At 56.9% G+C, this 20,952-nt stretch carries 20 protein-coding genes and 1 riboswitch; of the genes, 12 read left to right on the top strand and 8 right to left on the bottom strand.

What is annotated here, in order from left to right:
* Positions 1 to 136 precede the first annotated feature (136 nt).
* A complete protein-coding gene (locus B0B07_RS06650; RefSeq protein ID WP_076757630.1) occupies positions 137 to 1,342 on the bottom strand; it encodes a toxic anion resistance protein in 1,206 nt (401 codons plus the stop codon).
* Positions 1,317 to 2,015: a 5-bromo-4-chloroindolyl phosphate hydrolysis family protein gene (locus B0B07_RS06655; protein WP_076757631.1), complete on the bottom strand. Its 699-nt coding sequence runs from the start codon at positions 2,013 to 2,015 to the stop codon at positions 1,317 to 1,319. Before B0B07_RS06655 ends, B0B07_RS06650 begins: the two co-directional genes overlap by 26 nt.
* A 219-nt stretch (positions 2,016 to 2,234) precedes the next feature.
* Between B0B07_RS06655 and B0B07_RS06660 the strand changes: the two genes are divergently transcribed.
* The 3 genes from B0B07_RS06660 (at position 2,235) to B0B07_RS06670 (ending at position 3,581) form a co-directional block, all read left to right on the top strand.
* Entirely contained in the window at positions 2,235 to 2,537 is a 303-nt protein-coding gene (locus tag B0B07_RS06660) for a DUF1033 family protein (RefSeq protein WP_076757632.1), read from the top strand.
* Positions 2,538 to 2,735: 198 nt separating this feature from the next.
* Positions 2,736 to 2,936, top strand: coding sequence for a cold-shock protein (locus B0B07_RS06665; protein ID WP_076757633.1), 201 nt, complete (start codon positions 2,736 to 2,738; stop codon positions 2,934 to 2,936).
* Between the two features lie 165 nt (positions 2,937 to 3,101).
* Positions 3,102 to 3,581 carry a YkvA family protein gene (locus tag B0B07_RS06670; RefSeq protein WP_084186594.1) on the top strand — a complete coding sequence of 160 codons (480 nt, stop codon included), beginning with the start codon at positions 3,102 to 3,104 and terminating at the stop codon, positions 3,579 to 3,581.
* Positions 3,582 to 3,621: 40 nt separating this feature from the next.
* Here B0B07_RS06670 and B0B07_RS06675 read toward each other — a convergent pair whose 3' ends face one another.
* The 3 genes from B0B07_RS06675 to msrA form a co-directional block, all read right to left on the bottom strand.
* A complete protein-coding gene (locus tag B0B07_RS06675) occupies positions 3,622 to 5,229 on the bottom strand; it encodes an ABC-F family ATP-binding cassette domain-containing protein (RefSeq protein ID WP_076757635.1) in 1,608 nt (535 codons plus the stop codon).
* 101 nt (positions 5,230 to 5,330) lie between these two features.
* Positions 5,331 to 5,582, bottom strand: a complete 252-nt coding sequence (locus tag B0B07_RS06680) for a hypothetical protein (protein WP_076757636.1) — start codon at positions 5,580 to 5,582, stop codon at positions 5,331 to 5,333.
* Positions 5,583 to 5,707: 125 nt separating this feature from the next.
* The gene (gene msrA, locus B0B07_RS06685; RefSeq protein ID WP_076757637.1) at positions 5,708 to 6,241 is read right to left on the bottom strand and encodes a peptide-methionine (S)-S-oxide reductase MsrA; all 534 of its coding nucleotides are present in this window, start codon (positions 6,239 to 6,241) and stop codon (positions 5,708 to 5,710) included.
* 126 nt (positions 6,242 to 6,367) lie between these two features.
* Here msrA and B0B07_RS06690 point away from each other — a divergent pair, with 126 nt between their 5' ends.
* The 4 genes from B0B07_RS06690 (at position 6,368) to B0B07_RS06705 (ending at position 9,488) form a co-directional block, all read left to right on the top strand.
* Positions 6,368 to 7,348 (top strand): LCP family protein, encoded by a 981-nt coding sequence (locus tag B0B07_RS06690; protein ID WP_076757638.1) that lies wholly within the window; start codon positions 6,368 to 6,370, stop codon positions 7,346 to 7,348.
* A gap of 23 nt (positions 7,349 to 7,371) precedes the next feature.
* The gene (locus B0B07_RS06695; RefSeq protein ID WP_076757639.1) at positions 7,372 to 8,577 is read left to right on the top strand and encodes an AI-2E family transporter; all 1,206 of its coding nucleotides are present in this window, start codon (positions 7,372 to 7,374) and stop codon (positions 8,575 to 8,577) included.
* Between the two features lie 8 nt (positions 8,578 to 8,585).
* Entirely contained in the window at positions 8,586 to 8,987 is a 402-nt protein-coding gene (locus B0B07_RS06700; RefSeq protein WP_076757640.1) for a sporulation protein, read from the top strand.
* A gap of 87 nt (positions 8,988 to 9,074) precedes the next feature.
* Complete coding sequence (locus tag B0B07_RS06705; RefSeq protein WP_076757641.1) at positions 9,075 to 9,488, top strand: MarR family winged helix-turn-helix transcriptional regulator; 414 nt, start codon at positions 9,075 to 9,077, stop codon at positions 9,486 to 9,488.
* Positions 9,489 to 10,706: 1,218 nt separating this feature from the next.
* On the opposite strand, the gene B0B07_RS15030 is transcribed toward B0B07_RS06705, so the two are convergent.
* Positions 10,707 to 11,198, bottom strand: a complete 492-nt coding sequence (locus B0B07_RS15030; protein WP_084186595.1) for a hypothetical protein — start codon at positions 11,196 to 11,198, stop codon at positions 10,707 to 10,709.
* A 216-nt stretch (positions 11,199 to 11,414) separates the two neighbouring features.
* Positions 11,415 to 11,593: riboswitch (Lysine riboswitch) on the top strand.
* Positions 11,594 to 11,760: 167 nt separating this feature from the next.
* On the opposite strand from B0B07_RS15030, the gene dapA reads away from it, so the two are divergent.
* The 5 genes from dapA to B0B07_RS06735 all read left to right on the top strand — a co-directional run bounded on the left by dapA (position 11,761) and on the right by B0B07_RS06735 (position 16,361).
* Positions 11,761 to 12,642: a 4-hydroxy-tetrahydrodipicolinate synthase gene (gene dapA / locus B0B07_RS06715; RefSeq protein WP_076757642.1), complete on the top strand. Its 882-nt coding sequence runs from the start codon at positions 11,761 to 11,763 to the stop codon at positions 12,640 to 12,642.
* Positions 12,643 to 12,644: 2 nt separating this feature from the next.
* Complete coding sequence (dapB, locus tag B0B07_RS06720) at positions 12,645 to 13,376, top strand: 4-hydroxy-tetrahydrodipicolinate reductase (RefSeq protein ID WP_076757643.1); 732 nt, start codon at positions 12,645 to 12,647, stop codon at positions 13,374 to 13,376.
* A gap of 2 nt (positions 13,377 to 13,378) precedes the next feature.
* Positions 13,379 to 14,095, top strand: a complete 717-nt coding sequence (gene dapD, locus B0B07_RS06725) for a 2,3,4,5-tetrahydropyridine-2,6-dicarboxylate N-acetyltransferase (RefSeq protein WP_076757644.1) — start codon at positions 13,379 to 13,381, stop codon at positions 14,093 to 14,095.
* A 65-nt stretch (positions 14,096 to 14,160) separates the two neighbouring features.
* Entirely contained in the window at positions 14,161 to 15,312 is a 1,152-nt protein-coding gene (locus B0B07_RS06730; protein ID WP_076757645.1) for a M20 metallopeptidase family protein, read from the top strand.
* A complete protein-coding gene (locus B0B07_RS06735) occupies positions 15,312 to 16,361 on the top strand; it encodes an alanine racemase (protein WP_076757646.1) in 1,050 nt (349 codons plus the stop codon). Before B0B07_RS06730 ends, B0B07_RS06735 begins: the two co-directional genes overlap by 1 nt.
* Positions 16,362 to 16,414: 53 nt before the next feature.
* On the opposite strand, the gene parC is transcribed toward B0B07_RS06735, so the two are convergent.
* On the bottom strand, positions 16,415 to 18,856 hold the full coding sequence (gene parC / locus B0B07_RS06740) for a DNA topoisomerase IV subunit A (protein WP_076757647.1): 2,442 nt from the start codon (positions 18,854 to 18,856) through the stop codon (positions 16,415 to 16,417).
* Entirely contained in the window at positions 18,853 to 20,901 is a 2,049-nt protein-coding gene (gene parE / locus B0B07_RS06745) for a DNA topoisomerase IV subunit B (RefSeq protein WP_084186632.1), read from the bottom strand. The genes parC and parE overlap by 4 nt, the downstream gene beginning before the upstream one ends.
* Positions 20,902 to 20,952 lie beyond the last annotated feature (51 nt).

The following is a 20,952-nucleotide window of genomic DNA, read 5'->3' on the forward strand; positions in this document are numbered from 1 at the left end:
CGTTTCAATCCCCGGGAAGGCACACACAATGGAAGCAAGCTGTCCGTCCAAATAAAAAAGCAGGGAGACCGGTCCATTTTGCGGGACGGTCTCCTTGCTTTTTGCTGTATAACGGACTGCACGTGCAGTACCGGCGTCACGAAGGACGGTTTTGGGCTTTGTCGGCAACCGCGATCAGGCGCTGTTTGAGCTCTTCTTCCATCCGGCCGATTTCTGCTTCCGCAGCCTTGCGCTTGGCACGCCCGTCTGCCTGGATGGCAAGTGTCTCTTCGATCGTGGAAATGAGGTTTTCCTGCGTTTTCTTCAGTGTATCGATCTCGACGATGCCGCGCTCGTTCTCTTTGGCCGTCTCGATCGAGTTCATCTTCAGCATTTCCGAGTTCCGGAGAAGGAGGTCGTTCGTCGTCTTTGTCACGAGCTTCTGCGACTCGACCGCCTGGCGCTGACGGTTGAGCGTCAGCGCAATGGCAATCTGGTTTTTCCACAGGGGAATCGATGTCATGATCGACGACTGGATCTTCTCGGCCAGCGTTTGGTTCGTCTGCTGGATCATCCGGATCTGAGGCGCGCTTTGGATCGTGATCTGGCGGGACAGCTGGAGGTCGTAGATCCGTTTTTCAAGCCGGTCCACGAACTGGGCCATGTCGTTCACTTCCTGGAGCGCCATCTGGTCATCGGAGGCTTCCGCTTTTGCCCGCATGGCAGGCAGGATCTCCGTGACGATTTCATCACGCTTCAGCTCGGCTGCCGCGATGTAGACGTTCAGAGCCTGGAAATACGCTTTGTTCTGCTCATACAGATTGTCGAGCATGTGGACGTCTTCGATGAGTCCGCGCTTGGAATGTTCAAGCTGAACGCCGATCCGGTCGATCTGCGTGCTCAGCTTCTGGTATTTTGTCATCAGTTCCTGGACGGAGCGCTGGACGCGTCCGAACAGCTTCTTCAAACCGCTTTTCTTCTCGACGCTGAGGTCTTCGGGATCGATCTCGTTCAGCTTGCCCATCAGGTCGCTCAGGATGTCGCCGACCGGTCCGATGTCCTTCGACTGGACGTGATCGAGCATCTTATGGGAAAACGTGGACAGCTGGTTCTGTGCGTTTGCACCATATGTGAGAATGGCCTCATAGTCACCGGCAGGGATCTGCTTGGCCAGCTCCCGTGCCTTCGTCTGTTCTTCGTCGCTCAGCCGGTCCATCAGCTTCAGGCCGGGTTTGGCGGGCTCCCGGGTCTGCATTTCCTCCGGCAGAAGGGCGGCTTCCGGTTTCAGGTCGAACGGATTGTCGAGCAGGTCATCCATGGTTGTCGTATTCAAGGGTTCATGAGCCGGTCGATTTTCGGTCATCAGGGTCATCTCCTTCGAGTGGCAGCGATTTGGTTTCTGCCGTGTTCAATTGTTTTCTTTCTTTGCCGGTCAGGACATCTGCATAGTCCAGCTCGAATTTCAGGGTTTCAAGATCGGTGGTGAGTGCCCGCTTGACATCTTTCCGGATCTCCTCGTTCAGGTCGGTGAGGGTTTCCCGCGTCTGCTGCAGAGTCGCCTGCATTTCCGGGTCCTTCGCCGGCTGGTTGGCGAGAAGGGCATACTTCGAGGAAAGCTCGACGGCAGAATCAAGATGGGCGTAGAAAAACTTCTCGACATTGTAGAACTTTTTGGGGTTCTGCCCGACAATGCCGATGATCCGCTTGGACAGCTTATTCAGCTCATTCAGCTGGCGGAAAGCCTGGACGGAACGGATGTTCCCGTAGTGGGCATTCAGCTGCCTGAGCTTTGACTTCGCCTCGCTTAACTGGTGCTCGATATGCTTATATTCGGAACGGGTCATTCCCAGGCGCTTCACCTCGGACGTGGTCTGTACCTGGCGGATCGAGAAGTCGCCTGCCAGGTAGATGGCGATGAGCAGTCCGGTGGCCGGTATAAATGTCATGCCAGCTCCGAGGAGAAAGTAGAGCCATGACCCGAAACTGACCGGCAGCATGATCGCCTGCCTCGTCAGGAACTGCTGAAAGTTATTCATTTGGCCGGACCTCCTGTCGAAATCTTACCATTTGTTACGTTCCGGACAGGGGAAAAGTTTCATCTGATCCCTTCTCCCGCCGTTCATGGCTCCATTATATCGCATACCCGGCCAGGCGGCATCCGAACCGCACGGTATTGTGAGCAACGTTCGTGGATCGTCAGGGGAAATCTGCTAGAATGGGTGGCATAGATCATCAGACAAAAGAGGTTGAGCACAATGTATGAAATCATCTACATGAAGGCAGATTATGAACCGTGGTGGCTGTTTAACGGATGGGAGCAGGAAATCGTGGAACGATGGACGTACGAATCACCGGACCATGCCGCCGGACAGCTGGACAAAATTCTGAAGGACTTCAGACAGGAGCACCGGAACGAGGCATCCAGGGAGCAGAAATTCTGGGCGTTCTGGTCGGACAAGGAGATCTGCTTTTGCGAAGATTGTGCGGAGGATCTGCAGATCTACCATGGCATCCTGACCATGATTGACGGCAAGCCGGCGCCGATTTCGAGAAAATGAAAAATGTTCTGCAAAATCGTTTGACAACCGATTGGAAGATGCTATACTTGTCATTAACTGAACAGACGGACCAAACGCGGATTCACATATTATAAAAAGTGATCGGGGTCTTTGCGGTACTTTTTATAATATGTGAATTTTTTTGTTTCAACAAAAAGGTTCCATATTAATTTTTACTTTTTATCTGGGGGTATTATCATGAAACAAGGTACGGTCAAATGGTTCAATGCTGAAAAAGGATTCGGCTTCATCGAAGTCGACGGCGAAGACGACGTATTCGTCCACTTCTCCGCAATCCAGGGCGAAGGCTTCAAGACGCTTGACGAGGGCCAGCAGGTCGAGTTCGAAGTTGTCGAAGGCAACCGCGGACCACAGGCTGCAAACGTCGTCAAACTGTAATAGCCGACAATCTGAAGGAGCATCCGGTCCGTCCGGATGCTCCTTTTTTCCATGTTTATCTAAAAAGCGCGCAATCGGTTTCCGCCGCAATTTCCCGGCCGGCGGGATGGATGTTTCAAAATCCGCCCAATCCGGTAAACACACGTTAGAAGGGAAGTGTTGCGAGTGGATCAGGAACTCAGACAGCCGCTGCCGCCGCCGGGCGAGCAGCAGGGTTTTTACGAGCAGCTCCGCACCAAGGTCGCCCGCTGGCTCGGTCAGAAGCCGGGGAAGCGGGGAAGGATTGCAGATGTCGTCCTGTTTGCACCGGATCTGTTCCATCTGCTCATGAAATCGATGGGGGACGGGCGGATCGACCGCAAGAGCAAGCTGCTCATCGCGAGCGGCATTCTGTATTTCATCAGTCCGATCGATCTGCTGCCGGAAGGGCTCCTCGGCCCCGGAGGCTATCTCGATGATGTGGCGGTCGCGTCATTCATCGTCACGACACTCATCGGGAGTGCGGGGGAGGACGTGCTGCAGGAGCACTGGACGGGCAGCACCCGGCTGCTGAACACGCTCGAGAAGATCAGCTCGAAGGGCGGCAGGCTCATCAGCAGGCTGCCGGCCGGTGTACTGGCCAGACGGTATTTAAAGAAAAAGTAAAAGGGAGGCGGATGACCGCCTCCCTTTTTGGATGTGCTGATTAGTTGGCCACGCTTTGCGCGTCCCGCCATTCCAAGTATTCATCATAGCTGAGCTGCTTGTCGAGGATCGTGCCGTCATCCAGGATTTCGATGACGCGGTTGGCGATCGTCTGGATGAACTGGTGGTCATGGGATGTGAAGATCATCGCGCCCTTGAACGAGATGAGCCCGTTGTTCAGCGCCTGGATCGATTCGAGGTCCAGGTGGTTCGTCGGCTCATCGAGAAGGAGGACGTTCGCATTCGTCAGCATCATTCTCGAAAGCATGCAGCGGACTTTTTCGCCTCCGGACAGGACGGACGGCTTTTTCTTCACTTCTTCGCCCGAGAAGAGCATCCGGCCGAGGAAACCGCGAAGGAATGTCTCGGTCTGGTCCTCAGGGGAGTACTGGCGGAGCCAGTCGACGAGTGTCGGCTCGCTCCCGGAGAAATACTCGGCGTTGTCCTGCGGGAAATAGGCCTGAGTGGTCGTGACGCCCCACTTGTAGGAGCCCGCAGCCGGTTCTTTCTCTCCGGAAAGGACGTCGAGAAGCGCCGACTTGGCAAGCGGATTGCCGAGGAGGATGATCTTGTCATCCTTGTTCATCGTGAAGTTGATACCTTCTGCAAACGTGTGGCCTTCGTCCTTGATCGTCAGGTCTTTCACCTGGAGTACGTCATTGCCGATTTCCCGGCCGATCTGGAAATTGACGTACGGGTAGCGGCGGGAAGAAGGTCGGATGTCATCCAGCTCGATCTTATCGAGCATCTTCTTCCGGGAAGTCGCCTGCTTGGACTTGGAGGCATTCGCGCTGAAACGGGCGATGAATGCCTGAAGTTCCTTGATTTTTTCTTCTTTCTTCTTGTTCTGCTCGGACGCCATCTTGGCGGCAAGCTGGCTCGACTCATACCAGAAATCGTAGTTCCCGACATACAGCTGGATCTTGCTGAAATCGAGGTCCGCAATATGAGTGCACACTTTGTTCAGGAAGTGGCGGTCGTGGGACACGACGATGACGGTGTTCTCGAAGTTGATGAGGAACTCTTCCAGCCAGCGGATCGCCTTCAGGTCGAGGTGGTTGGTCGGCTCGTCAAGAAGAAGGACATCCGGCTTGCCGAAGAGCGCCTGCGCAAGAAGGACCTTCACCTTGTCGGATCCGGTGAGCTCCTTCATCTTCGTATGGTGCATCGATTCAGGCACGCCGAGACCCTGGAGCAGGATCGATGCATCGGTCTCCGCTTCCCAGCCGTTCATCTCCGCGAATTCTCCTTCCAGTTCAGCGGCGCGCATGCCGTCCTCGTCGGAGAAGTCTTCCTTCATATAAATGGCGTTCTTTTCGTTCATCACCTCAAACAGGCGCTTGTGGCCCATGATGACGGTTTCCAGAACTTCATTTTCTTCATGTTCAAAGTGGTTCTGCTTCAGGACGGCCAGACGCTCGTCCGGTCCCATTGAGACATTGCCCGTCTGGGGATCGATCTCTCCGGAGAGGACCTTGAGGAAGGTCGATTTGCCGGCACCGTTCGCACCGATCAGGCCGTAGCAGTTGCCCGGCGTGAATTTTATGTTGACGTCTTCGAAAAGCTTGCGGTCTCCGAAGCGAAGACTGACGTTGCTGACTTGGATCATGAGTTCTCCTCCTTGTACACAATGCTCCGATTATACCATAAAGCGCCCCCGGACCGAAACACGGCGGGGACGCGGAAAAACGACAAGCTCAAGCGGGCGGATCATGAAACACCGAGGCTTCTGGCGCTGCGGCGGTTCCGGTACTGATGAAGCGTACCGAGCTCGCCGTTGACGAGTTCCTCCATCACCGCGTAGTCATGCCGCTCCGGCAGCCGGCCGTATTCGCCGCCCCTTGAGGAAAAAAGGAAGTAATACTCCCCGATCCTTCTGAACAGGAAGACGGTTTCGGGAAAGTCATCAAAAACGGCCTTCACCTGATACTTGCGGGTGTAGGCCCACTGCATCAACTTCATGTAAAACGCCCCTTCCTGCTATATTTTACCTGCATTGGGCAAGGGGCGCAAGTCCGGGGAAGTGCGAGGAATCCGCCGTGCACAGTCCCCCCGGATATGAAAAACATCCGCCGGGGCGGATGCCGTCATGCTTTCCAGTGACCGTCGATGAATTCATCCCGGCCCGATTTTGCCCGATCCTGTTCATAGTGGCCGGGTTCTTTGAGATAATAGTCCTGGTGATAGTCCTCGGCAGGATAAAAGACCGATGCCGGCAGGATTTCCGTCACGATCGGCTTGTCGAAGCGCCCGCTCTGTGCGAGTATTTCCTTGGAACGGAGCGCCTTTTCACGCTGACCGTCCGTCGTCCAGAAAATCGCTGTCCGGTAGGAAACCCCCCGGTCATGGAACTGGCCGCCGTCATCGGTCGGATCGATCTGCTGCCAGTATACGTCCAACAGCTTTTCATAGGGGAACACGGCGGGATCGAACTCAATCTCCACCGCTTCATAATGGCCGCTGCCGCCACGCTTTACATCTTCATACGTCGGGTTTTCCAACGATCCGCCGGTATAGCCTGACACAACGTCCTCGATGCCGTCCCATTCTTTGAACGGCTTCACCATGCACCAAAAACAGCCTCCTGCGAACACCGCTTTTTCCGTGTTGTTCTCCGCCATCTCTCCGTCACCTTCTCTTTCTTTCATGCGGTGATTGTAGCATGCGGGTCCGGCCAGGGGCAAGATGGTGCAACCCGGGGGCGTGCAGTGCGTCCTATGAGCGAATATCAGTTTGGAGGAATCATTATGGAACAGCCACATACACGGGCTCGTCGCAAGAAAAGAAGGAGGCTGCGTCCGTTCAGGGTCCTGTTCGCATTGCTGTTTGTCGGATTCATCGCAGCCGGCCTGTACTCGGTCTGGCAGTATAATCAGGGCAAGGAACTTGCCGTGGGCAGCAAGCCGGACTCGGGCAATTTCAGCGGAGACCCGGCAGATGCGAGGCAGCCGTATATCGAGAACTACCTGCTGCTCGGCGTGGATGACGACGGATCCGGCCGCTCAAGGTCCGATACGATGCTCCTCGCCTCATGGAACCGGGAAACCGGAAAAGTGAAGCTCGTCTCGTTCATGCGGGACATTTACGCGGACATCCCCGGCTACAAGTCTTATAAGCTGAACACCGCCTACTACCTCGGCGGGGTGCAGCTCGCGAAAGATACCATCTCGGGAATGTTCGGCGTGCCGATCCACCATTATGCGGTCACGGACTTCGATAATTTCGAGAAACTGATCGACATCGCGGCACCGGACGGCGTGACGATCAACGTCAAAAAAGAGATGTCCGAGAAGATCGGCGTGACGCTCAATCCGGGCGTCCATGATTTGAACGGCAAGGAACTCCTCGGCTATGCCCGCTTCCGTGCGGACAAAGAAGGGGACTTCGGCAGGGTGGCCCGCCAGCAGGAAGTCATCGGGGCAGTGAAGGATAAGGTCGTTTCCCTGAAGACATTGCCTAGGCTGCCGAAACTCGCCGGAGCGGCTACAGGATACGTGGAAACGGATATCGGCGGCACCGACGGACTCCAGAAAGTGATCCGGGCGATCGTATCGGGGGGCGTGGACATCGAACGCATGACCATCCCTGCGAAAGGGACCTATTCGTTCGCAACTTATCCCCACGCCGGATCGGTCATGGAGATCGACAAGGCCGCGAACAGGGAAGCACTCGGGAAGTTCCTCGATCTTCCCCTGACGGAGACCGGCGCGTCGGCCTTCGCAGACTGAAAAAGAGATAAAGGGGCATACCGATGGGTGGACAACAGAATAGGGACAAACCAAAGATCGTCCGGTTTCTTGGAGGGCGCGCCACGATGTTCGTGCTGGCCGCAATCCTGCTTGCCGGACTGATCATCCTCGTCTACGACCACGTGTCGTTCATTTTCACGCCGGTCCGGGTCCTGCTGCAGAATGTCGTCCTGCCGGTCATCCTGGCAACGATCCTGTTTTATCTGCTGCGGCCGGTGCTCCGTTTGCTCGAACGGGCACGGATTCCGAGGATCTGGGGGATTGTGATCCTCTACGTCGGGGGACTCGGGCTGATCACGCTTGGAATCCTGCTGATCTTCCCGTTTTTGAAAGAGCAGTTCCATAACCTGATCAAGGATTTTCCGGAGTACTTCCGGACCCTGATGATCAATATCGACCGGTACTTGAGCACATCGATGTTTGCAGGCTATCTCAGCGGCCTGGACTTCAGTCTTGCGAATCTGACCGATTCGTACCTTGAAGACCTCTCGGGATTCTTCCAGGAAACGGCCGGAGGAATCGCCTCGGGCATCACGAACTTCATCTCGACGCTCACCGGCATTGTCCTGTCGATCGTCACCGTGCCGTTCATCCTCTTTTACCTGCTGAAGGACGGCGAGAAGCTGCCCCGCTTCACCGTGGGCCTTCTACCGCCGCGCATGCGGGGAGATGCCATCGAGATCATCACGGACGCAGATCGGCAGCTCAGCGCCTACATCCTTGGACAAGTGCTCGTGTCTTTGTGCATCGGCATCATGGTGTCCATCGGTTTCCTGATCATCGGGATGAAGTATGCACTCGTGCTCGGCGCACTTGCCGCAGTGACGAGCGTCGTCCCGTATCTCGGGCCGGTGATCGCCATCACGCCCGCACTCATCATCGCGCTCGTCACGTCGCCGTTCATGATTTTGAAGCTGGCGGTCGTCTGGACGGCCGTGCAGCTGATCGAGTCGAAGTTTATCTCGCCGCAGATCATGGGTAAAACAATGCATATCCATCCGATCACAATCATTTTCGTCCTGCTGACCTCCGGCTCTCTGTTCGGTTTGCCGGGCGTCATCCTTGGGATTCCGGGTTATGCGCTGTTGAAGGTCGTCATGACACATCTGTTCAAGCTGTTCAAAAAGCGTTACGATGAACATGAAGACGATCCGGACCTGCGTTACTCGGGGAGTATTCAATGGCCGGATGAGACAGGGAAAGAGTGAGTGAGACGATGAAATCCTTTTTATCAAAGATCGAAATCGGTGCCCTCGTGGTGGACACGGTCGTCGATAATCAGATGATGGAAGAAGGGGAGACCCTGAACGGCACCATCTACATCGATGGCGGTGACGCGGATGAGGTGATCGACCACATTACGCTGGAAGTGCTAATCAGGCCGCTCGCCCACAGCGCGGAGCGTCTTTCCGATGCGGACGGCAGAACGCTCACCAAGCAATCCATCGAACTTGTAGGGGATGTACGGTCAAAGGGAACGAGGATGATCCCGTTTGAGATCGTTCCGGATGAACGCTGGGAAGTCGACACGGAGCAGTCATCGCTCATGCTCAGGACGACTGCCCACATTCCCGGCGGCACGGACGCCCATGACGAAGACCAGATTCAATACGGCTGAAAGAGAGCGCATCCGGTTTGACGGATGCGCTTTTCTTTTTTTGAATGTACAATCAATTAAAGGCAACCGAAGGGGAGGGGACGGCAAGTGGATCCATTGCTGAAGATGTTCCACACATTGAGCGGCGAACTGAACAAGATCCATAAGGAAGCCTGCAAGGAAGTATCTGTCCAGCAGAGCACCATCATGCACGAAATCCAGAGCCTCAGTGAACCGTCCATGCAGGAAACGGCCAGAGGGGTCGGCATGGACATCACAACCTTTTCAAGACAGATCCAATCACTCGTCACATCCGGCCATGTATCAAGGAAACCGTATCCCGGAGACCGGCGCATCCAGATTCTTTCCCTTACCGAACTCGGTGAATCGGCTGTATCACAGATAGACGAAGAGATCATGATACAGCTGGGGCGGTCGCTGTCTGATATGGGTGATTTCGAAAAGGAGATCATCATCCGGTCCCTTCAGCAGCTCTATAAAAACATGAGCAAAGAAGCTTAAAATTCCTAGTTGCAGCCAGCAACTATTCTTTTTGACAGATGATTGCATTTATCAAGTATAGTAGTTGAACTATGAGAATGACAGGGAAAATTCGAACAATTTTCGTTTTGCAAGTATCGAACTTGCAGTACGCAACCATCGAGTATGCATGTTGCAACCTTCAACCGTGCAGTTTGCAAGTGATGGTCTTAAAAAGTGATTTGAGACGGTCAGCACGGCCGGTTCGTTTATTGTGACAGGTGATCCAGTCAAAAGAAACAGCTTCTAATTGCCGGCAGCGGTTGGTCGCTGTAAGTGGATATGGAGCCATGATTGAACGGGTCGACGAGTTCTTAATAAGCATGGTTCATTATCATGGCCAAATGCTAAACTTCGGCTGAGGACCGATAAAACAAAACCTGGTTATCGGATATGCTGCCGATCGGTCGTATCAAGTTTCATCAGCAAGGAAATGTGGTTAAGTCCGGCAGGAAGATGGAGAAGGAGATCCTGCAACAACAGAAGCCGGAGCGTAATGCTGAAGCTTAATGATATAATGAGGAGTAGAGTGCGAAGTGCATCATTCTGATGGGGGGATACCGATCAGGACCTCTCTTGACTGCTTTCTCTTTTAGTTTACATAATTTCTATTTTCGGAAGTTGTATATCATTGATAAGTATACTTGAAACAGTGAGATGAAACGTGTTTTTCCGGGCCTGGCCGTTCAGATGCGTCTTTGTTCAAACCATGCTGTAGTATCATCCTTACAGGCATCGACACGCAGTTCCTTTCCGTTTCCTTAAACCGGTTCTGTCCGTCTCACAGGTCTACTGGATCATCTCATGATCTATCGATCCGCCATCTCACTGACAAGCCGTTCTGTCCCATGTTGATGAGATGCGTCTTCCGTCAGCTTTGAATCCGTCGCCTCACGGCCGCTTCATCAGTAAAATGCTGTCAGAAGTACCCGGATGCTTTTTCGGGTGTCTGCTGGACCTGTTAGGAACCGGTTCCCGTACTTCAGCGCCGTCACCGTTGAGATGGAGCCGTTTTTATGGCCTATTGATCATTGAGAACATGCAGCCCCCTGATTCTTGAAATCAGGGGGCTGCATCGATCTATCTGCCGTGGTATGGACACTGCCTTCCAATGACAACTCGTTGCTTCGTGATTTGTGGCCGGTTATCCCTTTATAAAGCCCCTTGCCCCCTATCCCTTTGTCTAATGCGGAAAGCAGATCATCCACGCCGGAAATCTTCAATCCGCTTCCGCGCTGTTGCCGGTGGCAGCAACTGGATATGTTCTCCTTTCTCATTGCAGGTGAAAATCCCTTTGAATGCATCGGGCATGGCCTCATATTGTTCCTCCAACTGTTCATGAAACCTTTTGAAACAATCATAAGGGTATTTTTCCAATAGATAGGGCATCAAAAATGCCGAGCGCATGATTTCATATTCCTCATAATTATAAGGAGTGCGATCGGGACGTTTTTTTAAGATCTCCAGCATCTTTTTCATTAAAGCGGCAACTTCTTCTTCGCTTGCAAAGGCAGCATATCCTCTGATGGCCGTAAGCCGCATATCCAAATATCGTTCTTTTTTATAGGCCTTCAGGAAAAATTCCTTCCCGTCCTCCGGCAAGTCGAGGATCGATTGCTTCAATAGGGCATTTCGTTTGGCAATGTCCTTTGTATTGAAATAATCGTCCGTTATCGCTATTCTTTCATCCATATATGCCCTCCGTTTATGATCTGTGCGTCCGGACCCAGCCGGCCTGCATCGGCTGCCACACTCACTACCGGTGTATCGTAAGACGCACTCATGTTCCTGTCAATGGGGATCCCGGTGAATTGCCGGTTTTACGAAACTATTTTAAAAAAACATAACAAAACCCTTTACAACCCCGTTTTGATGTTGTAGTGTTGTCTGCAAGATTCAAAATTGAATAGCAATGGATGAGGTGCAAAGATCATCAGTACCCCGCGGCAACGGCTGAGAACCGGCCGCGGGCGAAAGGGAGATTTGCCGAAACGGAGGCCGGTTCTCAGGCCGTCTTCCGTTGGACTGTATGTGAACAGCATGCAGGCTGTCATTATTCTTCGTGATAATGGAGTGCTTCCACTTGTGACCTTCCAGGTCGTGCATCGCGCAACCCCACAAGCCGGATTCGAACTCTGATTCCGGCTTGTTTTTTATTTGCCGCGAAGCATGGGACATTTCATCCATTGTCCGGGCGTTCGTACCGGAAACCGGGAAACCGGAATACACTATGGATAGAAAGAGGGATGGAACGATGAGTCATTTGTTCACAGGAATCGCAGCAGCCGTCACCACGCCGTTCAACGGCCAGGAGGTGGATTACGTCAATTACCGGCTGCATCTGGAGTACCTGATCCACAACCGGATCCAGGCGCTTGTCATCAACGGAACGACCGGAGAAGGATCGACGCTGACTCCGGCTGAACGGCGCCGCCTGCTGGAGATCGCCGTGGAAACCTCGGCCGGACGGGTGCCGGTCATCGCGGGAACCGGCTCGAATTCAACGCTCGAATCGATCGAATCGTCACGTGAAGCGAAGGAACTCGGCGCGGACGGCATCATGCTCATCACCCCCTACTACAACAAAACGAGCCAACGCGGCCTGATCCGGCATTTCGAAGCCATCGTCGAGGCGGCCGGGATTCCGGCACTCCTTTACAATGTCCCTTCCCGCACGGGCATGACGATCGAGCCGGAAACGGTCCTTGAGCTCAGCCGCCACCCGATGATCGTCGGGCTGAAAGACGCGACCGGCGACCTGAACTACATGTCCCGCGTCCGGCTCATCACGGACCCGTCTTTTGCCGTCTACAGCGGGAATGACGACACGGCACTCCCCTTCCTTTCGCTCGGCGGGAACGGCGTCATTTCGGTCGTCGCCAATATCGTGCCGGATGAATTCCAGGAGATGTTCGAACAGGCCCGGACCGACCTGTCACGGGCCCAGGAGATCCACTACCGGCTCACCCCGCTCATCGCGGCGCTGTCGGTCGACGTGAATCCGATTCCGATCAAGGTGCTGACATCGCATCTCGGCTTCGGCAACTATGAGGTCCGCCTGCCGCTGCTGCCGCTTGATGCGGACGGCCGGGGGCGCCTCATCCGCCAGTTTGAATCCATCCGGATGGAGGTTTGACGATGAAACTGCTGCTCTGCGGATACGGGGCGATGAACCGCCGCGTCGCCGCACTTGCCACGGAACGCGGCCATGAGATTGCGGGTGTCCTGCTCCTGCGAGGAAGCCGTGCGGACGGACATCCGGTTTACCGGCCCGATGAACGGCTGCCCGATGCCGATGCGGTTATTGACTTCTCCCACCCTGCCCTGTCGGCCGCCCTGCTTCAGGCCGGCACCGGGCTCCCGCTCGTCATCGCGACCACCGGTGAAAAGGAAACGCTGCTGGAACTGATGAAGGAGAAAGCGGCCGGACAGCCCATTTTCTTCAGTGCCAACATGAGTGCCGGCGTCCATATGCTGACGGAAATCGTGAAATTTGCGGCTTCCCTCCTCCCTTCGTTTGACATCGAGCTAACCGAGCGCCATCACCGGAAAAAGGTGGACGCCCCGAGCGGGACGCTCATCAAGCTCTACGACGCGATCGCCTCCGTCCGTCCGGGCGTCCATCCCGTCACGGACCGCCACCATTCCGAAGGCCGCCGGACGGATGAGGAGATCGGCATCCATTCGCTGCGGGGAGGAACGATCTCCGGAGAGCATGAAGTGCTGTTTGCCGGCCATGAGGAAACCATTACGATCGCCCACCATGCCCAGTCAAAGGACATATTCGCATCCGGCGCACTGGACGTGGCCGAACGGCTGATCCATAAGGACAACGGTTTTTATACTTACGATAATCTGGGGGTTGACTGACGATGAACGAATTCACTGCAGAAGAGATCATTTCTTTTATCAGCAATGCAAAAAAGACGACACCGCTCAAAATATATGTGAACACGCAACTTGGACGGGACGAATTCCCGGACAGCTTCCATGTATTCGGAAGTGACGGCTCCTATACCATTTTCGCCGACCACGCCGAATGGGCACCGTTTGAGGCGGCCAACCGGGACCGGTTCGAAGATATCGTCGTGGAGCAGGACCGCAGGAACAGCGCGGTGCCCCTGCTGGATGCGACAAACGTCAATGCGCGGATCGAGCCGGGCGCCTACATCCGGGAGCATGCCGTCATCGGGGACAGCGCCGTGATCATGATGGGCGCGGTCATCAACATCGGTGCAGTCGTCGGCGAAGGGACGATGGTCGATATGAATGCCGTCCTCGGCGGCCGCGCGATCACCGGACGGAATGTGCACGTCGGTGCCGGTGCCGTGCTGGCGGGTGTCATCGAACCTGCAAGTGCCACACCGGTGACCGTCGGCGACAACGTCCTCATCGGTGCCAATGCGGTCCTCCTTGAAGGGGTGCAGGTCGGCAACGGGGCCGTGATCGCGGCCGGCAGCATCGTCACCGATCATGTGCCGGCCGGTGCGGTCGTCGCGGGTGTTCCCGCCCGGGTGATCAAGCAGGCGGCGGATGTCCAGTCGGGCAAGGTCGGCATTGTCGACGCCCTCCGGAAGCTGAACGACTGATTTGATTTGATCGACCGGAGGGAAGGGTCCGCCCTTCCCTCTTTACATATTTGGAGGTGAGCACGATGGATTTGACTGAACGGCTGACCCGCCACAGACGGACGCTTCACCGCATTCCGGAAGCCGGATTCGAGGAATTCAAGACGGCACGGTACATCCGGGAAGTCCTGGATGGGCTCGGGCTCGCTTATGAAAAACCGATGGAAACGGCGACCGTCGCATGGATCGGAGGGGACGGTGCCGGACGGACGCTCGCCTTCCGTGCGGATATTGACGGGCTGCCGATCGAAGAGGAGACCGGCCTCCCCTTCCGGTCGGAACACCCCGGGTGGATGCACGCATGCGGGCATGACGGACACACGGCGATCCTCCTCGCGTTCGCCGAGCGCTGCATGGAACTGAAAAAGGAGGGCCGGCTCCCCTGCAACATTCTTCTTGTCTTCCAGCCGTCCGAGGAATCGGGCGGCGGTGCCGCACGGCTCGTGCGTTCGGGTGTGTTTGACGCACACAGGCCGGACGCCGTGTTCGGCCTCCACGTCATGCCGGACGAAGAAGAAGGGCTGCTGCTGACGAGGAGCGGTGAATTGACGGCGAGCGCGACCGAATACCGGATCCGGGTGAATGGCCGCTCTGCACATGTGGCTGACAAGCAAAACGGGGCCTCCGCGCTCGGCGCGCTTCTGCATGTGGCGTCCGGGATCGAGCGGATCCAGCAATATCATCTGGACGGACTGAACCGGAATATCGTCCATATCGGCAGCATGCGGGCCGGAGAGGCGATCAACACGGTCGCTTCCTCCGCATACTTGGAAGGGACGATCCGGACTTATTCCGCCGGGGATCTGGAACGGGTCACCGGGTCGATGCGGAAACTTGCCGAAAGCGCGGACCTTCTCTTCGGGGCGGAGACGGAGCTGGACGTCGCCGAGGGGTATCCCCCTGTGATCAATTCCCCTTCCCTTCTCCCCCTTTCGGAACGGGCGGCGGATGCCGCAGGACTGAAATTCCTGCTGAAAGAAAAGCCGTATCTGTTCGGCGAGGATTTCTCGTTCTACAGCGAAGTTGCCCCGGTACACTTCGCTTTCCTCGGCGTGCGAAATGAAGGCCTCGGCCATACGGCTGCGCTTCATACGCCTCACCTGAATTTCCGGGAAGAAGCGCTGGCCGGCGGCGTCCGGTTTTTCGAACAGGCGCTGATGCAGGGAGGGTCTCTCTGATGCCGGCGGTGCTGGAGATCGACCGCGGCCGCATGGCCAGGCAGGCAGGCATCGTCAACCGCGACGCGGCGGTCATGGCCGTCGTCAAAAATGATGCATACAACACCGGGCTGCCGCTTGCATGGCGGACGTTCCGGGAAGCGGGGATCCGTGCGTTCGCGACGACGAGCCTCCGGGAAGCGGTCGCACTCCGGGAGCTGGATGAGCACTGTTCGGTCTTCCTCATGAACCCGGTGACCGAATTTGACGTCCTCCGAGAAAACCGGATTGACATGACGCTCCCGTCCCTGCCATTTTACGAACGGTACAAACAGCTCCTCGGCGGCATCGGGCTCCACCTGGAATACCGGAATCTGCTCCGCCGGTCCGGCTTTACCGACGCGGACGAAATGGAGAAGGTGCTGCACGAGGGGATTGTGCAGGTGACGGGCATCTGGACTCATTTTGCGTTTGCCGACGAGTTCGGCCTAAATGAGTACCATCAGGAAAAGGAAGCATGGCTCGGAGTGCTCGGACGGCTGTCCGGCCATCTCCGGAACATTCCGTTCATCCACGCACAGAACAGCGCGTCCTACATGCGGGACGGCCTGCTGCCGGGCCACAGCCATATCCGGCCGGGCATCCTCCTGTACGGGGCGCGTCCGTACCCGGAGCTCGGTGAATCGGCCGTTCCGAACATCCTGACCCTCCGTGCGGAAGTGATCCAGACGATCCGTCTCAGGAAGGGCGAATCGTCCGGGTACTCGGCCGCCTTCACCGCGGATGAGGACTGTACACTGGCGGTCTGTGACATCGGGTACGGGGACGGTCTGCTGAGGACGCGTGCCCGGCATGATGTGCTGATCAACGGAAAGCGGTACCCGATCGCCGCACTCATGATGAGCCATCTGCTCGTTCGGGCGGATGAAGGTGTCCGGGCGGGCCACCGTGTGTACCTGTACAGCGACGAGCTGAGGGTCGATCATTACACGGCGCTCGGGGTCGGCGCCAACTCCGAGCAGATGTCCGCCCTGAACCGCATGACCCTCGATACGATGATCAAAGAGTGAAAACACCCCGTTGCACTGGCTCGCCTGAGCCGCGTGCAACGGGGTGTTGCTATTTATTCTTCGGTCGTTTCCATGTTGATGTCCGTGTAAATGTTCGTCACATAGCCGTCTTCTTTCTGGTCCACCGCGAAGCTTCCGTTGGAGTAGCGGTCTGCCAGGCGGTATGCGCCCGGATCGACGGGAATGCGCTTGTCCTTGTCGGTCGCCAGGACGACCTGCTCACCCTTCCGTGCGGCGACGACGCCGGCCACCCGGTGAGGGTTCGATTTCAGTTCCTTCAGGCAGACCAGTCCTCGCTTGGCACGCGTGGACAGCTCGAACTCGGAGACCGGCATCTTCTTCACGGCCCCGCGGTGGGTCGCCAGGAACAGCGCTTCTTCATCAGACGGCCGGTTCACGACAGACGAGACGACCCGGTCGCCGTCTTTGAGGTTGATCCCCTTCACCCCGGCGGTGCGGACCCCGGTTTCGGTCACTTCGGAAAGCGGGAACCGGAGACCGTACGCGAGGTGGGTGAACAGCAGAAGCTCGCCGTCCGCCGGCACGAGATGGACGGCCTGCAGCGCATCCCCCTTCTTCAGGGAGACTGCCTTGTACGTCCTGCCGGTACGCTGGACTTTGTAGTCGGCAAGCGCGGAACGCTTCACGAATCCGTTCTCGGTCACCGTCAGGATACCGGCGCCTGCCTCATCGAACGAACCGATTCCGAGCGCCTCCACAATCTCCTCGTCCTGGGCAAGCGGCACGATGCTTGAAATGTGCTGCCCGAGATCTTTCCAGCGGATGTCCGGCAGTTCATGCACCGGCTGATAGATGTAGTTGCCGAGCGACGTGAACAGGAGGAGCGCCTGCTGGGTATTGAGCGTCCCGCCGAACAGGAGCCGGTCGGATTCCTTCATCTCCAGGTCCCTGCCGCCCGTGGCGCCGTAAGAACGCTGGCTCGTCCGCTTCACGTAGCCGTCCTTCGTCACCGTCACGACGACTTCCTCGCTCGGGATGAGGATGTCCAGGTCGAGCTTGATCTCCGCGATTTCCTCCTCGATCACCGACCGGCGCGGCTCGGAAAATTGCTTGCGGATCTCTCTCAGCTCGTTCTTGATGACGCGGAGCAGCTTCTTCTCGGAGCCGAGAATGCCGGTGAGTTCCTCGATGAGCGCATTCAGCTCTTCCTGCTCGCGCTGCAGCTCCGTGATGTCCGTGTTCGTCAGCCGGTAGAGCTGGAGGGAGACGATCGCTTCGGCCTGGGGCTCAGTGAATCCGAATGCGCTGACGAGGTTGTTCTTCGCGTCGCGCTTGTCCTCGGATGCGCGGATCGTCCGGATGACCTCATCGAGGATCGACAGGGCCTTCATGAGGCCTTCCACGATATGGAGCCGGTCCTTCGCCCGGAGCAGCTCGAATTCGGAGCGCTTCGTGATGACGTCGCGCCGGTGGCCGATATAGGCATCGAGCATCATGCCGAGCGACATGAGCTTCGGCCGCCGACCCTCGATGGCGATCATGTTGAAGTTGTAGTTCACCTGCAGGTCCGTGTTCTTGAACAGATACTGCAGGATGCCCGCCCCGGCGATGTCCTTCTTGAGTTCGACGACGATCCGCAGGCCGGTCCGGTCGGATTCGTCGCGCACTTCGGAAATGCCTTCAAGCTTGCGGTCCAGCCGGAGCTCGTCGATCTTCTTGACGAGGTTCGCCTTGTTGACGTCATACGGGATTTCCGTGACAACGATCTGCTGTTTTCCGCCCCGCAGCTCCTCGATCTCGGTCTTCGCCCGGATGACAATCTTCCCGCGGCCGGTCTCGTACGCCTTGCGGATGCCGTCCGCCCCCTGGATGATGCCCCCGGTCGGGAAGTCCGGCCCCCTGAGGACGGTCATGAGCTCGTCCGTCGTGGCAGCCGGATTGTCGATTCTCATGAGGACGGCATCGATCACTTCATGAAGCGCATGCGGCGGGATGTCCGTCGCATAGCCTGCCGCAATCCCGGTCGATCCGTTGACGAGCAGGTTCGGCAGGCGTGCCGGCAGGACGGTCGGCTCGGTCTCGTTGTCATCGTAGTTCGGCACGAATTCGACGGTCCGCTTGCCGATGTCCCGGAGCATCTCGGACGCGATTGCCGACAATCGCGCCTCGGTGTACCGCATGGCCGCAGCCGGGTCGCCGTCGAGCGAACCGTTGTTGCCGTGCATTTCGATGAGCGGGTGGCGGAGTTTCCAGTCCTGGCTCATCCGCACCATCGCCTCGTAAACCGACGAGTCGCCGTGCGGATGATAGTTGCCGATGACGTTCCCGACCGTCTTTGCCGATTTGCGGAACGGCTTGTCATTCGTGTTGCCTTCCTGGTGCATCGCGTAAAGAATGCGCCGCTGTACAGGCTTCAGCCCGTCCCGCGCGTCCGGAAGCGCCCGGTCCTGGATGATGTATTTGCTGTATCGTCCGAACCGGTCGCCGATGACTTCCTCCAGCGGCAGGTCCTGATATTGTGCGTTTTCAGTCATGAGATGTCCTCCTCAGCAGTCAGGAATTCGTTTTCGAGGATGTTGTCCCCGTCCTCCATGCCGAAGTCGACATTCTCTTCGATCCACTTCCGTCTCGGGTCGACTTTGTCGCCCATGAGCGTGGTCACCCGGCGCTCGGACTTCGCCCCGTCCTCGATCGTGACGCGGATGAGCGTCCGCGTCTCGGGGTTCATCGTCGTCTCCCAGAGCTGGTCCGCATTCATCTCGCCGAGGCCCTTGTACCGCTGGAGCATATAGCCCTTGCCGATTTTCTTGATGGCCCCGTCGAGCTCGGCCTCCGTCCAGGCATACTCGATCTTCTCTTTCTTGCCCGTGCCCTTGGAGACTTTGAAGAGCGGCGGCAGTGCGATGTACACTTTGCCCGCCTCGATCAGCGGCTTCATATAGCGGTAGAAGAACGTGAGGAGCAACACCTGGATGTGCGCCCCGTCGGTGTCCGCATCGGTCATGATTACGACTTTGTCATAGGCGATGTCATCGGTGTTGAAATCCGCGCCGACGCCCCCGCCGATTGCATGGATGATCGTCGAGATCTCTTCGTTTTTCATGATGTCTTCCAGCTTCGCCTTCTCGGTGTTGATGACCTTGCCCCGCAGAGGCAGGATCGCCTGGAACGTGCGGTCCCTTCCCTGCTTGGCGGAGCCTCCGGCCGAGTCGCCCTCCACCAGATACAGTTCGTTCTTGGCGGCATTGCGCGACTGGGCCGGCGTCAGCTTGCCGGAGAGCAGCGTCTCCGAACGTTTGCGCTTTTTGCCGGACCGGGCGTCTTCCCGGGCCTTGCGCGCCGCTTCCCTCGCCTGCTGGGCCCGGACGGCCTTGCGGACGAGCGTGGCGGACAGTTCTGCGTTCTCTTCCAGGAAATAAAGCAGCTTCTGTGAAACGATGGCGTCCGTGACGGTCCGCGCCTCGCTCGTGCCGAGCTTGCTCTTCGTCTGCCCCTCGAACTGCAGCACCGCTTCCGGGATCCGGACGGAAATGATGGCCGAAATCCCTTCCCGGATGTCGGAGCCGTCAAGATTTTTATCTTTCGGCTTCAGCAGGCCCGCCTTGCGCCCGTATTCATTGAACACGCGGGTCATCGCCGTCTTGACGCCCGTTTCATGCGTGCCGCCGTCTTTCGTCCGGACGTTGTTGACGAACGACAGGATCGTTTCGGAGTAGCCGTCGGTGAACTGGAAGGCGAACTCCAGTTCGATCCCGTCCTGTTCGCCCTCGATGTAGGCCACTTCGTGGAGGGTGTCTTTTTCTTCATTGAGATAATGGACGAACGCCTCGATGCCGGTTTCGAAATGGAATGAATCCGATTTTCCGCTTTCCTCGTCGGCGAGCGTGATGTTCATGCCCTTCAGCAGGAAAGCCGATTCACGGAGCCGTTCGCTCAGCGTTTCGTAGTTGAATTTCACCGTCGAGAAGATCGCTGCATCCGGTTTGAAGTGGATCAGCGTTCCGTGTTCCCGCGTCTTTCCGATTTCCTCGAGCGTCGTCACCGGGTGGCCGCCGTGTTCAAATCGCTGGCGGAATTTCTTCCCGTCCTTGTAGACGACGACTTCGAGCCATTCCGAGAGGGCGTTCACGACCGACGCCCCGACGCCGTGGAGGCCGCCGCTCGTCTTGTAGCCGCCCTGTCCGAACTTCCCGCCGGCATGCAGGACGGTCAGGATGACTTCGGTCGTCGGTTTGCCCGTGCTGTGTGTGCCGGTCGGCATGCCGCGACCATGGTCGCGCACGCTCACGCTGCCGTCTTTGTGGACGGTGACGTTGATCTCTTCGCCGAAGCCGGCAAGCGCCTCATCGACCGCGTTGTCGACAATTTCATAAACAAGGTGGTGCAGACCCCGGGAATCGGTCGAGCCGATATACATGCCGGGCCGTTTCCGGACGGCGTCGAGGCCTTCGAGCACCTGGATCGATTCATCGTTATATGTGCTGATTTCACTGATCTTAGTCAAAGGTTCTCCCCCATCAAACGTTTGTTCGTATTTTATTTCATCGTAATCGTTTTGCCGGAGGCTGTCAAACCGCATCTCTCCGGCATGCCCGGTCTTCATTGTAAGACAACGGAGCACTCCGTGGCA

This window comes from Edaphobacillus lindanitolerans (assembly GCF_900156305.1).
Taxonomy (GTDB): domain Bacteria; phylum Bacillota; class Bacilli; order Bacillales_A; family Planococcaceae; genus Bhargavaea; species Bhargavaea lindanitolerans.